Raw genomic sequence first — 14,940 nt, forward strand, 5'->3', positions numbered from 1 at the left:
ATTCCCTTCCCGTGCGGGACCGATTGATTTACGCGACATCAGCCCCGCAATTTCCAGACATGAACAATTTAAGTGTCTGCTCCGCAACCAGCAACCATCGATTTACAAAGGGATACAATTCCTTGCTGACCAGCGAGTGACGCCCATGACCACCTCAAACTCCATTCCCACCGTGACCCGCGCCGAAGGCTTCCGCCAGCACACAGCCATCATCGACACGCAAGGCCCACACTCGTATGCCGATTTGCTCGACCACTCGGGCCGCGTTGCTTCTGCATTGCTTCGCGGACGCGAGGACCTCCGCGAGCAGCGAGTCGCGTTCCTCGTTATTCCGAGTTATTCGTGGGTTGCTGCCTTATGGGGAATCTGGCGAGCAGGAGGAATTGCCGTTCCCTTGCCGCTGGGTTCACCGCTGCCAGAGCTCGAGTACCTAATCGAAGACTCCCGCCCTGACACCGTGGTCTTCGACACGCAATCCGCCGAACTGCTCTCCTCTTTCGCCAGAGAAAAAGGAATCCACGCGTGCCCCGTGGACGAGGCTCTTCGGTCGCTCCCCTTACCGCTCCCTTGTGTCGAACCGGATCGTGCAGCAATGATTCTGTATACCAGTGGCACAACCAGCCGACCCAAGGGCGTAGTCACAACACACGAAAACATCGCCGCCCAGATCACATCGCTCGTTCAAGCTTGGGAATGGAAATCCAGCGACGGCATTCTGCTCTGCCTCCCACTCCATCACGTGCACGGAATCATCAATGTCGTGAGCTGCGCGCTGTGGTCGGGAGCCACATGCGAAATGCTTCCCCGCTTCGATGCCCCTGCCGTGATGCAGCAGATAGCATCCGGCTCCCTGACGCTTTTCATGGCCGTGCCCACCATATACTCAAAGCTAATTTCTGCTTGGGACGCTGCACCTGACGACCTCAAATCCTCGTTCACTGCAAGCTGTCGCAAACTTCGCCTCATGGTTTCCGGATCAGCCGCTCTGCCAGTAGCCACGCTCGAGCGCTGGCGGGAGATTAGCGGACACACACTACTTGAGCGCTACGGCATGACCGAGATTGGCATGGCTCTCTCCAACCCACTGCAGGGGACTCGGGTTCCTGGCAGTGTAGGCACGCCCCTGCCGAGCGTCGAGGTCCGACTCGTAGACGAATCCGGACAACAAGTTCCCTCGGGCACTCCGGGAGAGATCGAGATCAAAGGCCCAAGCGTATTCAAGGAGTATTGGAACAAGCCCGACGCCACTCGCGCAGTTTTTCGCCACGGATGGTTCCGCACCGGGGACACCGCCGTCGTGGAAAACGGGGTCTATCGCATCCTCGGTCGAACAAACGTAGACATCCTTAAGTCCGGAGGACACAAAATCTCCGCCTTGGAGGTCGAAGAAGTTCTCCGCCAGCACCCATCGATAACTGATTGCGCAGTGGTTGGCATCCCTGATTCAGAGTGGGGCGAGCGCATTGCGGCGGCCATCGTACTTCGCGACGGAGCCTCGCTCACTCTTGACGTCCTTAGATCATGGGCGAAAGAACGACTTGCGGGCTATAAAGCGCCGACGCGTATCCTGATTTTGTCGGAACTGCCGCGCAATGCCATGGGCAAGGTGACGAAGCCGGCTGTGGCAAAGCTATTTGAAACGCAGGAGCAACATTCCTGACTTCGGAAGGATAGATGTACGACGTGCAGGGCCAAAGTTTACGATCCAGCTGTTTCCCTTGATAATGGAAACAGTCCTTAACAAGGAACGCCATAATGACAATTATCCAGCAAGAACATCTCGTTCAGAGCGTGGCTGACGCGCTCCAATTTATCTCCTACTATCATCCGGTGGATTTCATCCGCAGCCTCACCGCGGCTTACGAGCGCGAGCAGGCTCCCGCGGCAAAGGATGCAATCGCGCAGCTTCTCATTAACTCGCGCATGTGCGCCGAGGGTCATCGCCCTATCTGCCAGGATACCGGCATCGTTACCGTTTTCCTGAAAGTTGGCATGGATGTCCACATTCAAGGCACCCTGTCGCTTGAAGAAATGGTCAACGAAGGCGTACGCCGCGCCTACACGCTGCCGGAGAACAAGCTCCGCGCCTCTGTGCTCGCGGATCCCGCCGGAGCCCGCAAGAACACCAAGGACAACACTCCGGCCGTGGTGAATGTTTCCATCGTGCCCGGCGACAAGATCGACGTCATCGTTGCGGCCAAGGGCGGCGGGTCCGAAGCAAAATCCAAGTTTGCGATGCTCAATCCCTCCGATTCAATCGTCGAATGGGTGCTCAAAACCGTTCCTACAATGGGCGCTGGTTGGTGCCCTCCTGGAATCATCGGCCTCGGAATTGGCGGCACGGCCGAAAAGGCCATGCTCTTGGCCAAAGAAGCGCTCATGGAGCCCATTGATATTCAGGACCTCAAGGCCCGCGGCGCAAAGAATCGCGCTGAAGAACTCCGTCTTGAACTCTATGACAAGATCAACGCGCTCGGCATAGGCGCACAGGGACTCGGCGGCCTCACCACAGTTCTCGACGTCAAGGTGAAGGACTACCCCACCCACGCCGCCAACCTGCCCGTGGCGATGATCCCCAACTGCGCTGCCACACGCCATGCGCACTTCACACTGGATGGTAGCGGACCGGTTGCGCTCGAACCGCCATCCCTCAAGGACTGGCCGGAACTCACCTACAGCCCTGCCTCAGCCCGCCGCGTCGATTTGAACACCGTCACGCGTGAGGACGTGCAGTCGTGGAAGCCCGGCGAAGTCATCCTGCTTAACGGAAAGCTTCTCACCGGACGCGATGCAGCCCACAAGCGACTGACCGACATGCTGAATCGCGGCGAAAAGCTGCCGGTCGACTTCACCAACCGCTTCATCTACTACGTTGGTCCCGTCGATCCTGTTCGTGACGAAGTCGTCGGACCCGCAGGCCCCACAACTTCGACCCGCATGGATAAGTTCACCCGCCAGATGCTTGAGCAGACCGGATTGCTTGGAATGGTCGGCAAGGCTGAGCGTGGTCCCGCAGCCATCGAGGCGATCAAGGACAACAAGGCGGTGTACCTGATGGCAGTCGGAGGCGCAGCTTACCTGGTCGCCAAGGCCATCAAGAGGTCCAAAGTTTTGGCCTTCGCTGACCTCGGCATGGAAGCCATCTACGAGTTCGAAGTGCAGGACATGCCAGTAACCGTAGCAGTGGATTCCAAGGGCACGGCAGTTCACGAAACCGGCCCGCGCGAGTGGAAAGAGAAGATCGCCGAACTTCAGGTGATCGGGTAGTCAACCCAAAATAACAACGGCGGAGCTCACCGTCTCCGCCGTTTTGTTCGTGCTAACCATCTGTCGCAGTAGTCAATCGCTTCTACAATGTCGCTGAAGTTATCGCGACTGATTCCCCACCGCTTCCTCCGCACTTCCCGCGCTCGACTTCTCCGCCCCCGGACTGTTCAGGTACTCCACAATCACCGAAATCCTGCGATTTGACGCATCCTCTCGATTTTCCACCACGCGCGGCCTCTGGTCGGCAAATCCTCGAACCTGTGAAATCTGCCTCGCAGTCAGGCCCGAGCCCTGCATAATTCTTCGCGCCGCATTCGCCCTGTCCACCGAAAGTTCCCAGTTGCTGTACCCGCTCAAGCCGCCGGAATAAGGGCGTGAATCCGTATGCCCCTCGACCGAAATGTGATTAGGCAGCTTGCCAAGCTCCTCCGCCAGCGCAACCAGCAGTTCCCTTCCATTCCGTGTCGGAGCCGGGCTGCCCAATTCGAAAAACGTTCCGTTCTCATCCTCGGTCAACTCGATCCGCAACCCTTCCCGCGTGATCGTCATGTCGATATGCTTTTTGAGCTTTTCGAAATCGGGCAGCGACTTTATCTGGGCTTCCAGTGCCTCTTTGATCTTCTTCATATCATCTTTCTTCAGCTCCAGATTCTGCCCTGAGCCCTGCATTGAACTGCCCGCCTGCTTTGCCGTTCCTGACGGGTCCTTGAAGTATCCTCCAACCGCCTGTTGAACCTGCTTGCTCGAATTCATGAGCCACAGCACGATAAACAGCGCCATCAGCGCCGTTACGAAATCCGCGTAAGCGACCTTCCATGCGCCACCGTGATGCCCGCCATGTCCCGCTACTTTCTTGATGATGATCGGCGTATTCGGCATCTACTATGCTCCAGCAGTCGCGGTCGCAGCCCCGCCCCCTTTGCACGACTTCTCCATCTCATTGAAGCTCGGCCTCACGTTTCCCGGAATCGCTCTTCTACCAAACTCCAATGCCTGTATCGGTGCCGCACCCTTGATGAACGCAATCAGCACGACGCGCAGCACGTATTCGTACGCATGCTCTTCTTCTGCAATCTTCGCCATGTTTGCGGCCACAGGCCCCACCACCCCGTAACACAGCAGAATTCCGAGAAACGTTCCCACTAGCGCCGACGCCACCTTGTGTCCAATCTCTTCGGGTGGACCACCCAATGCCCCCATTGTCACCACTACCCCCAGCACAGCGGCAACGATCCCCAACCCCGGTAACGAATCAGCCACGGTGCTCAGAGCCGCGACTGGAGCGTTCTGGTCTTTATGCGAAACCTCCATATCCAGATCCATCATTTGGTCGAGATCAAACGGGTCGATGCCGCCCGTCACCGCCATTCGCAACGTGTCGCAGAGAAAATCACGTGCATGATGCTCTTTCAGAAAGTCGGGATATTTCGAGAACACTGGGCTCTTCTCTGGCTCCTCAATGTCCGCCTCAATCGCAAGCAGCCCATCCTTCCTCGCCTTGTTCAGAAGTTCGTAACACATCTTCAGCGTCGTAACGTAGTACGCCTGGTTGAACGGTGAGCCTTTCAGGGTTCCGACAACGCCAGCAGCGATCTTCTTCATCACGTGCAGCGGATTAGCAATCAGGATAGTTCCCGCTGCCGCGCCCCCAATGATCAGCAGTTCCGCTGGCTGCATCAACACCTTCAGATTTCCGTGCTCCAATAGAAATCCGCCGATGATTGAGCCAAACACAAACACAATGCCAATGATGATGAACATCGACTACTCTTCCCTATTCATAGCGTTTTCGATCTCCTGCTCCAGTCACCTCAAGCCCTTGCTTCACCTCGCAAAGAGAAGCAATTCACTCTGCACTCTCGGGAACGTACACCACTCCTGAGAGCCATATCGGCAAGCACGCAAATAGCTTGAGTCAGCCGACGTCATCCTGCGACAACTGAGCGCAACAAAAAGGCCTGCCGACTTGGCAGGCCTTCTAGGTTCAACGTTCAGTCGCGGTCGATCACCATTTCAGCAAACTTAGCAATCCATGCACCGGAAGCCCGACCCAATCAGGTCTGTACTCCAGTTCATATGAAATCTCCAGCAGGGCTTTCTCGATCAGGTGTGCTCTCAGCAAGACTTGCTTCTCGTGATCTGTCTTTGGCAGAAAGTCCACTCCCTTCGAGGTCTGCAGATAACCCTGAAGAAACATTCCTGTAACCCAGTTGTGCCAGCGTTCCGCCCATCGATCGATGCGAGACTCCTGATCGCGCCCCTTCACAATTCCAGGCACATATCCAAACGAGACGGCATGAGCCGCGTAATGAAGCGACCGAATAATGCTCGCCACGTCGCGGAGAGCCGAACGCTTGATCCGCCTTTCACTGAGCGGCCTCCCCGCCGGACCGTCGAAATTGCGTATGATCACATCGTTGCCCGTGAATAGCAGGTTTCCGAGCTGATAGTCCCCGTGAATTCGGATCCTCGCTCCCGAGATTCTCTGATCCCTCAGTGGAAGCAATCCTTTCCTGATCTCGGCCTCGCTTCCTAAGAGCTGTTCTGCTCCTTCTCGCGAGTTTTCAGGCAAAGCGTTCAGTCGCGACCTGAGGCTCTCCAACGACCTTCCCATCAACCCGAGCATCCCGTGATAGAGCCCATGGCGATAGAAATCCGTAAACGGCTCGGGAGAAAAGTCCTGTATCTCTGGACGACTGCTCAAAGCTGCATGCATTTCTGCCGTACGGATTCCCAACAGATGCACCATGTTATCGAAGCTCCCGAGCAGGTCGCCTGCAAGAGGAGGAAGCGTCTGCTGCCCCAGCGTTAGAGGACTCTCGTCCACAAGGCCTTTTGCTCTCGAATCCTCTTCGTTGACTGCAAGCGCACGTTCGAAATACAGGCTCAGATGGTCAATCGCATATTGCCATCCCAGCGTTGCATTACGCACATAGCTAGTCAATAACCCCAACGTGGTCCACCGCTCCTCGTCATCTGTACGCTGGCAATAATCCAGCCACCCCAGCGCTCGAGGCATGTGCGAAAAGCTTGTCTTGTCTGTTAGAAACTCTTCAACTTCGCGATCCGGATTGATACCCTCTTCGACCTCGCGGTAAATCTTCAGGATGAAGTCCTCTCCGAGATTCACAAATGTGTTTGGCGACTCCACAGAGAGGACTTGCGGCTCCCGGTTCGAGCGTACATGCGACCACGCCTCGCGGAATGCCTTCGTATGTCCAGCCACCACTTCACCGTGCATTCCTTTGAACTTGCTGCGCTTCAACACCGCGGTCAATAGCGCATCGCTGAAGCTTCGCTCAAGCAGCGCGCTATACAACACAGCAGAGCTCTGATCTGCAAACTCCAGCTTTGCCAACACCGCTTCAGAGTGGTCATGCAATATCTTCTGAGCCATTTCTCCCGAAGCGATCGCAATCGGAATTACATACCTGTCATCTTCTCCGTCGCGGTACTCCACCTTAATCAGCAGGATCACGATGTCAGTTCGCCGTAGCGGAACCATCTCTTCTACCGACACCTGCGTGATTGCCTTATGGCGCCCCAAGAACCAGCGTCGTTTGCGCAGAACGCGAGGAAGTACCCGAGAAATCCTCTCTAGCGTCGCTTCATTCCACACGTCCGCAACCGAATCCAGAGCCAGCGTTGCGACTCTCCCATCGCTTTCGCCTGCAACAACCAGTTCATCTCCTGCCTCTTTCGGAAGCAGCTTGAACCAGTAGAACGAGTATGGGGCCAGAGATAAAAAGTAAGGCTGCTCTGTAACTGCCGGGAATCGGCTTACGCCAAACATCTCAAGAGGAACTACTCCTTGGTACTTGCTTAGATCCAGTTCTACTCCCTGGCTAAAGCGCGACAAGTTAGCCACAACCAACAGGCGCTCATCCTCAAACTGTCGAAAGAATGCCAGCACCTTGCGGTTCGAAGGATATAGAAACTCAAGCGATCCACGCCCAAATGCTTTGAACTGCTTTCGCTGCGCTATGCATCGCTTCATCCACCAAAGCAGCGAGTGCGGATTGCGCTGCTGGGTTTCAACATTCACCGCCTCGTAGTGATATTCCGGGTCGATGTTTACAGGCAGATACAGTCGCTGCGGATTCGCTCGCGAAAACCCGGCATTGCGGTCTGCGCTCCACTGCATCGGAGTGCGCACGCCATTCCGATCGCCAAGATAGACGTTGTCCCCCATTCCGATCTCGTCGCCGTAATACAAAATCGGTGTGCCTGGCAGCGAGAATAACAGCGCATTCATCAGCTCGATCTTTCGCCGATCATTCTCGAGCAAAGGAGCCAATCGGCGCCGAATACCGAGATTGATTCTCATCTGGCGATCGTGCGCATAAGTGCGATACATGTAGTCGCGCTCTTCATCCGTCACCATCTCCAGAGTCAGTTCGTCGTGATTACGCAGGAATAATGCCCACTGGCAATTGGGAGGAATCGCCGGGGTCAGTTTCATGATGTCGGTCAGCGGATGCCGATCTTCCATCTGCAGCGACATGAACATTCGGGGCATCACCGGGAAGTTGAATGCCATGTGGCATTCGTCGCCATTGCCGAAATACTCCACGGAGTCTTCGGGCCACTGATTAGCTTCCGCCAACAGCATCTTGTCCTGATATCGCTCTTCCACATGCGCGCGTACTTCACGCAACGCTGCATGAGTCTCAGGAAGGTTTTCGCAGTTCGTGCCCTCCCGTTCGAACAGGTATGGCACGGCGTCCAATCGCAACCCATCCACGCCTATGTCAAACCAGAAATCGATGGCGGCGAGCATCGCCTGCTTAACTTCCGAATTGTCCCAGTTCAAGTCCGGTTGATGAGAGTAGAACCGATGCCAGTAGTACGACTTCGCGACCGGATCCCATGTCCAGTTCGAAGCCTCAAAGTCCTTGAAAATGATTCGCGCCTCTGCGTACTTCTCTGGGGTGTCGCTCCACACATAAAAGTTCCTCCAGCGGCTTCCCTTCGGAGCTCGGCGGGATCGCTGGAACCACTCGTGTTGATCACTCGTGTGATTCAGAACCAACTCCGTGATCACACGTATGCCGCGCTTATGTGCCTCCTTCAAAAAGCGATGGAAGTCCCGCAAGCTGCCATATTGCGGGTTTACATCGTTGTAATTCGAAATGTCATATCCGTCGTCGCGTAGGGGCGATGGGCAAAACGGCAAAAGCCACAGTGCCGTAACACCGAGATCATCGAGGTAATCCAGTTTTTGGGTCAGTCCGCCGAAGTCGCCTATCCCGTCGGTCACGCTGTCATAGAAGGCTCTAACGTGTGTTTCGTAGATGATTGCGTCTTTGTACCAGGTAGGATCTGAGCGCGATGCCATGTCTGAGCAGAATTCCTTTCACGCCGTTGATCGGCTTCTGACGAGCCGTTTCAGCAAAAAGCCCAGCCGGTTGTTCCAGTTGGGCCAACGCGCGACTCAGGTACACTGCAACCGGAACTCGGCACCGAATGCACGCGATGCCTCTTGGATGAACACGCCTCTGCTTGGGTTACCCCACCCCGGTCATACCTGAAGTCCGGCATCTCGACTAAGTTTTTGTTCCAATTTGCAAATCTGATTACGCTTTACGAATAACGGTGGTACCCTTCCCAACGCTGTTTCAGCATCAAAGAAGACAGCTATGAAAGCTCCGAAGCGGCCACAACTCAAAATCGCTGATAGGCCCCGCATTGTAGGCGACAAGTATCCACGCATCTTGGACGCCGCTGTCTCTGTGTTCGCTGAGAAAGGATTTCACAGCGCCCGAGTCTCTGATGTGGCGGATCGGGCATCTGTTGCTGACGGAACGATTTACTTGTACTTCCGAAACAAAGAAGAGTTACTCATGACGGCTATCAATACCGCATTCAATGCGTTCATGAGTAGGGCCCGTAGCGAACTGGAAGCTATTCCATCACCCGCGGCAAAGCTCCGCCGCCTCGCTCGGTTGCACCTTGAGGCCTTAGGGTCCAACCGTGATCTGGCAGTTGTGTTCCAGATGGAACTACGCCAGAGTGCCCGTTTTCTGGCTCCCTTCTCTCATCAGCACATGGTGGAGTACCTCACGCTTGTCCGGGAGGTAATTCGAGAAGGGCAAAGTCAAGGAGTCTTTCGGCCCGATCTTCGTGAGAAAATCGCCGCCAATTGCTTTTTCGGTGCCCTGGACGAGATGGTCACCTCCTGGGTGCTCGATGATCATTTTTATCAGCTATCCGAAGTAGCCGATTCCGTGGCAGACATCATCTTACTTGGTTTGAAAACGTAAGCTCTTTGATCAAAAGTAAGCTCTTTGAGCCGTGAGCTTCCGAAGGGGAACGGAATGAACGCTCAACCAACACCAGCCACTTTGGCCGATATCTTCTTTGAACTTGTGGATCGCAACCAGCCCCGCGTGATGCTCTACGAGCACAACTCCGCCTGGCATGCGATCTCCTCCTCCGAGCTTTATCAACGCGTGATGGGAGTCGTCCAAGCTCTTCGAAACCATGGCATTGGCAAAGGCGACCGTGTCGCGATACTTTCCGAGAATCGCCCCGAATGGACAATCGCCGACATTGCCGTACTCCTGCTTGGCGGCGTTACAGTTCCCATCTACTCCACACTCACGGGCGAGCAGGTAGCGTTCCTCCTCCATCATTCCGGCGCCCGTACCGCTTTCGTGTCAACCGCAGCCCAGCTTGCAAAGCTGCGCTCGATTCAGTCGGACACCTTCATTGACACTGTTTTCCTGATGGACGACCCCGCTCCGGAATCGGGTGCTTTCTCCATGGCAGCGCTGATGGAATCCGGCCCTCGGCATCGTGTCCCCGAACTCGACGCCCTAGCCCGATCCATACGCGCCGATGACCTCGCGACCCTCATCTACACCAGTGGCACGACCGGAGTACCTAAGGGCGCGATGCTTACACACGGCAACATCGCTTCCAATCTCTCCGTCTCCCTGCAAGAGTTCGGGTTCCGGATGAATTCCGATCTCGCCGTAAGTTTCCTCCCCTTGTCCCACATCACTGCTCGCCATGTTGATTTCGGATTGCTTTATCGGGGAGTGACGATAGCCTATTGTCCAAACTTCGACGACCTGCCGCGTGTGATTCGCGAACTGCACCCTACGATCTTTGTCGCCGTTCCCCGCGTGTACGAAAAGATCCACAACCAAGTCCAGCGGAGTTGCAGCGCAGGTTTCAAAAAGTCCGTGTATCGCTGGGCGATGTCCGTTGGGCGCTCCTGCCTGAAGACGGTTCTCACAGGCAAGCGTCCGAAATGGATTACTTGGAAGATTGCCGACCGGCTCATTTTCTCCAAAGTGCGTGAAGCGATGGGCGGCAAGGTCCGAATCTTCATATCGGGCGGCGCTCCCCTCGGAAAGGAACTCGCCGAGTGGTACGCCTACCTCGGCATTCTCATCCACGAAGGCTATGGCCTCACTGAGACCTCTCCAGTCATTGCCGTTAACTCCCCTCGCGCGCATCGCATCGGAACCGTCGGATTGCCCCTTTCCAACGTGGAAGTCCGTATTGCGGATGATGGCGAACTTCTGGTCCGTGGCCCGAGCGTTTTCAAGGGCTATTGGAATATGCCAGAAGAATCCGCCGCGGCCTTCGATGGCGACTGGTTCAAAACCGGAGACATCGGCCACCTGGATCCCGACGGATTCCTCTCCATCACCGACCGAAAGAAAGACCTCATCAAGACCTCCGGAGGCAAGTTCATTGCCCCCCAGCCAATCGAAAATTCGCTCAAGTCGAATCGATTCATCACTGAAGCTGCCATTATCGGCGACCGCCGACGATTCCCTGCCGTGGTGCTCGCTCCCGCCTTTCCCGCCCTCGAGGACTGGGCAAAGGAAGGTGGCATTGCTTTCCGCAGCCGCGAAGAGCTCGTCTCCGATCCTCGCGTCCAATCTCTGTACGAAGGTATCGTCGAGAAGGTCAATCACAACCTCGCCAAGTACGAGCGCCTCAAGAAAGTCCTGGTCATCCCCGAAGAACTCAGTATCGAGAATGGAACTCTCACGCCAACCCTCAAACTGCGCCGCCGTCACGTCGAGGCCCGCTACAAGGATCAGATCGAAAAGCTCTACGCCGACACCGCTCCGGCCAACATCGCTCGCACGGCATAATTCTCCGCTCGGTGGCCCAGAGTTGGCGATTTTCCAACTCTGGGTTCCATGATCCCTGTACCCTACATCCGTTATCTGAGCACAAATCACTTTCCATTTGGGATCCGGATGACTTCCGTGTTTGCAATCTTGCTCCGCTGTTTTGAACGTATTCCCGCCGAAAACGATTAAAATAGCTGCATGGACTCGCTCGTCATAGCAGGGAAAGCTTTTCAATCTCGTCTCATAGTAGGCACTGGAAAGTACAAGGACGGCCCCCAAACGGCCGCCGCCCTCGAAGCTAGCGGCGCTGAAATGGTCACCGTCGCCGTGCGCCGCGTCAATCTCGATCGCAGCAAGGAATCGCTGCTCGACTACATCGATCCGAAGAAGTACTTCCTTCTGCCCAATACTGCCGGCTGCTACACCGCCGACGAAGCAATTCGCGTTGCCCGCCTTGGCCGCGAAGTCGGCCTGAGCGATTGGGTCAAGATCGAGGTCATCGGCGACCAGAAGACCCTCTATCCAGACGTCGCCGCCACCATCGAAGCCACCCGAGTGCTAGTGAAGGAAGGCTTTACAGTTCTCCCCTACACCTCTGATGATCCGGTAGTTGCGCTCCGCCTCATCGACGCTGGAGCGTCTGTTGTGATGCCACTCGGTGCTCCCATCGGCAGTGGCCTTGGCATCCAGAACCTCGCAAACCTTCGCATCCTTCGCGAGCTCATCACTTCGGTTCCGCTGATTGTGGACGCTGGGGTAGGCGTTCCTTCGGATGCCGCGCTGGCTCTAGAACTCGGTTTTGACGCCGTTCTGATGAATACCGGAATTGCCGCCGCCAACGATCCCGTCCTCATGGCCTCAGCCATGAAGCACGCAGTTATCGCTGGACGCGAGGGCTATCTGGCCGGACGCATGCCACGCAAGCTTTACGCCTCCGCTAGCTCGCCGATGGAAGGAATTTCGCGCTAGTGGCTTCGGCAGTCACGGCCCTCGCCGCCACCGTCGAAGCCTCTCAGGCGTCGTCGCGTCCCGCATGGCTGCCAGCCTTCATTCCTGCGTTCGACGGACTCCGTGGCTTGGCCATACTTGCCGTCGTCCTCTACCATTGCCACCCGCGATTCCACGGCACCATCTTCGAACCTTTCGTCGTTTGGGGATGGTGCGGTGTCAGCCTCTTCTTCGTCCTATCCGGATTCCTTATCACCGGAATCATCCTCGACGCCGGTGAATCGCGTAGCTTCTACCAGAACTTCTTTGCTCGCCGCTTCCTTCGAATCTGGCCCGTTTATTGGCTGCTTCTGGCCCTCTACTACGGATTCTTCCCGCTCGTCTTCAAGGGCCCTCGCGCGATGTTCCATGACATCGCCGCTGCGCCTTGGCTGATCCTTCTTTTCTTCATTCAGAATCTCTGGCACATATCTCTGCCCGGAGCTATTGGCCCGACCTGGAGCCTCGCCATTGAGCAGCAGTTCTATGTCTTCTGGACGCCTATTGCTCGCCGTCTGCCCTCGCGCTGGCTCATTCTCGCCGCTGTCGGAATGCTCGCCACCTCGCCGTTGACGCGCCTCTACTTTGGCAATCGCTTCACAGCGACTCACACCCTCCCCCATCTAGACGGGCTGGCCGTGGGCTCACTCATCGCGGTCTCGTTGCGCACCTTCGACCTCTCCATCGCCGCATGGAACTGGATCTCTCGTCTCGCACTCGCGGCCGGACTTTCCGGGGTCGCGCTCATGCTCCACCACGGCTCCGCTTTCACAGACACACTCCTAGCTCTTGGCTTCGGAGGCATGCTGCTCGCCGCGCTCCTCGGACAGGCTTCTCCCCGCCCAAACCTCTACTGCCGGGCACTCAACTGCCCGCCTTTGCTCTTCACTGGAAAGATCAGCTACGGACTCTACGTCACGCACATCCTCGTCTTTTCCGTAATCGGCGGCTATGTAGACATCCCCCTTGATCGATTCGGTATTCCCGGTAGCATGGCCGTCGTAGCCATTCGCCTCGCCACATCCATCGGTTTCGCCACCTTGATGTGGTACCGCTTTGAAAAGCCGATCTTACGCCTGAAGCACTACTTCAACTTCCAATAGCCAAGTACAAGAGACAAGTCGCCCAGAGCGCAGCGAAACCTCTCGTCTGGCTCAGGCGCTCCCAATTCAGGCCACTACGCCAAGTATTCTCTATAACGCACACGTTCAACAGAAATCGGCCGATTCCGGCTAACATTTAATGGCCATGACCACCATCCGCCTCGCGCTCGCCAATCTTCGCTTCCCAGGCTCTCCCGAAGAATCTGTCTCCCGCGCCGCTTCGGCCATTGCCCAAGCCGCACGTGAACACGCGTCCATCATCTGCTTCCCTGAGTGCTACGTTCCCGGATACCGCGTCGGCAAATCCGTTCCACCGCCCGATGAGGACTTTCTCCAGAGCGCTTGGAGCACCATCTCCGATGCGGCCCGCGAATCGCACATCACCGTCGTACTCGGCACCGAACGCATCTCCGGAAAGTCCGTAATCCCCGCGGCTCTGATCTTCAATCCCGATGGCACTAACGCTGGCTTTCAAGACAAGGTCCAACTCGATCCCTCAGAGGACAACCTGTATTCACCCGGAACCGCACGCCGCGTCTTCCATAGCGGTCCGCTGACCTTTGGCGTGGCAATCTGCCATGAAGGATGGCGCTATCCCGAAACCGTGCGTTACGCGGCCTACCACGGCGCGCAGCTAGTCTTTCACCCACATCTTCACGAAGCCGAGCCAGGCAGCTATCGCCCGACCAATTTCGCGGATCCGGCCAACAGCTTCCATGAGAAAGCTGCTCTTTGCCGCGCTGCCGAAAATACCATTTACTTCGCGACCGTAAACTACGCAAGCGAAGGCTCGCCCACCACCTCCGCCGTGGTCCGCCCCGATGGAACGTTGCTGACCTACCAGCCATATGGCAAAGAAGGTCTGCTGCTGGCGGACATTGATCTCTCCGCCGCGACAGGCCTACTGGCATCGCGCTGCAAATATGTTTAGATCTTGTTGTTTCTCGATCAGAGCGAATAAACCCTTGGGTGCCCCAGGTTCGCCGCGCGCTCTTGCGCGGTTAACCTGGGATGGGCAGACAGTTCGGCTCGTGTCCCGCGAGATTTCCTATTGCCAATACCGATCTGGAAACAGCTCGAGGCTCTGCTTCTCCGCTTACTTGTGTGCCGATTGCGTCGGCTGAGGCGTCTGCGCTGCCTTCTGCGCGCCCTGCTCCGGCAATAGATAAATCACTTCGCCCGGCTTGGCATACCGTAGCTGCTCGCGAGCTTCTTTCTCGATCGCTTTCGGATCGTTCTTGAGCTGCTTGATCTCCGAATCCAGCTTTTGGTTCTGTTCATCCAGCTTCTGCACTTCCTGCTGTAGCTGGCGATACTCTGCCTTCTTCTGCCGATACGTCACCCAGCCGTTGTTGCCCAGCAGCACATGCGCACACAACCCAATCGCAATCAGTGCAAATGCGGCGCTGGCCAGCAGTCTGCGCCACTGTACCAGCTTCTCCACGAACTCTCGAAACCAGTTCACCGAATCCAAATCCTCTCTA

At 56.3% G+C, this 14,940-nt stretch carries 11 protein-coding genes; 7 read left to right on the forward strand and 4 right to left on the reverse strand.

Going from position 1 to position 14,940, the window contains the following annotated elements:
* Positions 1–145: 145 nt before the first annotated feature.
* Together AC6IZD_RS08865 and AC6IZD_RS08870 are read left to right on the forward strand one after the other, a co-directional pair.
* Complete coding sequence (locus AC6IZD_RS08865; RefSeq protein WP_497787331.1) at positions 146–1,660, forward strand: acyl-CoA synthetase; 1,515 nt, start codon at positions 146–148, stop codon at positions 1,658–1,660.
* A 95-nt stretch (positions 1,661–1,755) separates the two neighbouring features.
* Positions 1,756–3,267, forward strand: a complete 1,512-nt coding sequence (locus AC6IZD_RS08870; protein ID WP_497787332.1) for a fumarate hydratase — start codon at positions 1,756–1,758, stop codon at positions 3,265–3,267.
* Between the two features lie 99 nt (positions 3,268–3,366).
* On the opposite strand, the gene AC6IZD_RS08875 is transcribed toward AC6IZD_RS08870, so the two are convergent.
* From AC6IZD_RS08875 to treS, 3 genes are all read right to left on the reverse strand, one after another.
* A complete protein-coding gene (locus tag AC6IZD_RS08875) occupies positions 3,367–4,146 on the reverse strand; it encodes a flagellar motor protein MotB (protein ID WP_497787333.1) in 780 nt (259 codons plus the stop codon).
* Between the two features lie 3 nt (positions 4,147–4,149).
* Complete coding sequence (gene motA, locus AC6IZD_RS08880) at positions 4,150–5,028, reverse strand: flagellar motor stator protein MotA (protein WP_497787334.1); 879 nt, start codon at positions 5,026–5,028, stop codon at positions 4,150–4,152.
* 244 nt (positions 5,029–5,272) lie between these two features.
* Positions 5,273–8,605 (reverse strand): maltose alpha-D-glucosyltransferase, encoded by a 3,333-nt coding sequence (gene treS, locus AC6IZD_RS08885; RefSeq protein WP_497787335.1) that lies wholly within the window; start codon positions 8,603–8,605, stop codon positions 5,273–5,275.
* A gap of 301 nt (positions 8,606–8,906) precedes the next feature.
* On the opposite strand from treS, the gene AC6IZD_RS08890 reads away from it, so the two are divergent.
* The 5 genes from AC6IZD_RS08890 to AC6IZD_RS08910 all read left to right on the forward strand — a co-directional run bounded on the left by AC6IZD_RS08890 (position 8,907) and on the right by AC6IZD_RS08910 (position 14,387).
* The gene (locus AC6IZD_RS08890; RefSeq protein WP_497787336.1) at positions 8,907–9,530 is read left to right on the forward strand and encodes a TetR/AcrR family transcriptional regulator; all 624 of its coding nucleotides are present in this window, start codon (positions 8,907–8,909) and stop codon (positions 9,528–9,530) included.
* Positions 9,531–9,584: 54 nt separating this feature from the next.
* On the forward strand, positions 9,585–11,384 hold the full coding sequence (locus tag AC6IZD_RS08895; RefSeq protein ID WP_497787337.1) for an AMP-dependent synthetase/ligase: 1,800 nt from the start codon (positions 9,585–9,587) through the stop codon (positions 11,382–11,384).
* 180 nt (positions 11,385–11,564) lie between these two features.
* Positions 11,565–12,335 carry a thiazole synthase gene (locus tag AC6IZD_RS08900; protein ID WP_497787338.1) on the forward strand — a complete coding sequence of 257 codons (771 nt, stop codon included), beginning with the start codon at positions 11,565–11,567 and terminating at the stop codon, positions 12,333–12,335.
* Positions 12,335–13,456, forward strand: a complete 1,122-nt coding sequence (locus AC6IZD_RS08905; protein WP_497787339.1) for an acyltransferase family protein — start codon at positions 12,335–12,337, stop codon at positions 13,454–13,456. The genes AC6IZD_RS08900 and AC6IZD_RS08905 overlap by 1 nt, the downstream gene beginning before the upstream one ends.
* Positions 13,457–13,595: 139 nt before the next feature.
* Positions 13,596–14,387 carry a carbon-nitrogen hydrolase family protein gene (locus tag AC6IZD_RS08910; RefSeq protein WP_497787340.1) on the forward strand — a complete coding sequence of 264 codons (792 nt, stop codon included), beginning with the start codon at positions 13,596–13,598 and terminating at the stop codon, positions 14,385–14,387.
* A 165-nt stretch (positions 14,388–14,552) separates the two neighbouring features.
* Here AC6IZD_RS08910 and AC6IZD_RS08915 read toward each other — a convergent pair whose 3' ends face one another.
* Entirely contained in the window at positions 14,553–14,921 is a 369-nt protein-coding gene (locus AC6IZD_RS08915; protein WP_497787341.1) for an FtsB family cell division protein, read from the reverse strand.
* Between the last annotated feature and the right edge of the window lie 19 nt (positions 14,922–14,940).

Source organism: Koromonas humicola, from assembly GCF_059726255.1.

Coding starts and splice junctions, on each gene's coding strand:
- AC6IZD_RS08865 (WP_497787331.1), top strand. CDS start 146: ATGACCACCTCAAACTCCATTCCCACCGTGACCCGCGCCGAAGGCTTC.
- AC6IZD_RS08870 (WP_497787332.1), top strand. CDS start 1,756: ATGACAATTATCCAGCAAGAACATCTCGTTCAGAGCGTGGCTGACGCG.
- AC6IZD_RS08875 (WP_497787333.1), bottom strand. CDS start 4,146: ATGCCGAATACGCCGATCATCATCAAGAAAGTAGCGGGACATGGCGGG.
- motA (WP_497787334.1), bottom strand. CDS start 5,028: ATGTTCATCATCATTGGCATTGTGTTTGTGTTTGGCTCAATCATCGGC.
- treS (WP_497787335.1), bottom strand. CDS start 8,605: ATGGCATCGCGCTCAGATCCTACCTGGTACAAAGACGCAATCATCTAC.
- AC6IZD_RS08890 (WP_497787336.1), top strand. CDS start 8,907: ATGAAAGCTCCGAAGCGGCCACAACTCAAAATCGCTGATAGGCCCCGC.
- AC6IZD_RS08895 (WP_497787337.1), top strand. CDS start 9,585: ATGAACGCTCAACCAACACCAGCCACTTTGGCCGATATCTTCTTTGAA.
- AC6IZD_RS08900 (WP_497787338.1), top strand. CDS start 11,565: ATGGACTCGCTCGTCATAGCAGGGAAAGCTTTTCAATCTCGTCTCATA.
- AC6IZD_RS08910 (WP_497787340.1), top strand. CDS start 13,596: ATGGCCATGACCACCATCCGCCTCGCGCTCGCCAATCTTCGCTTCCCA.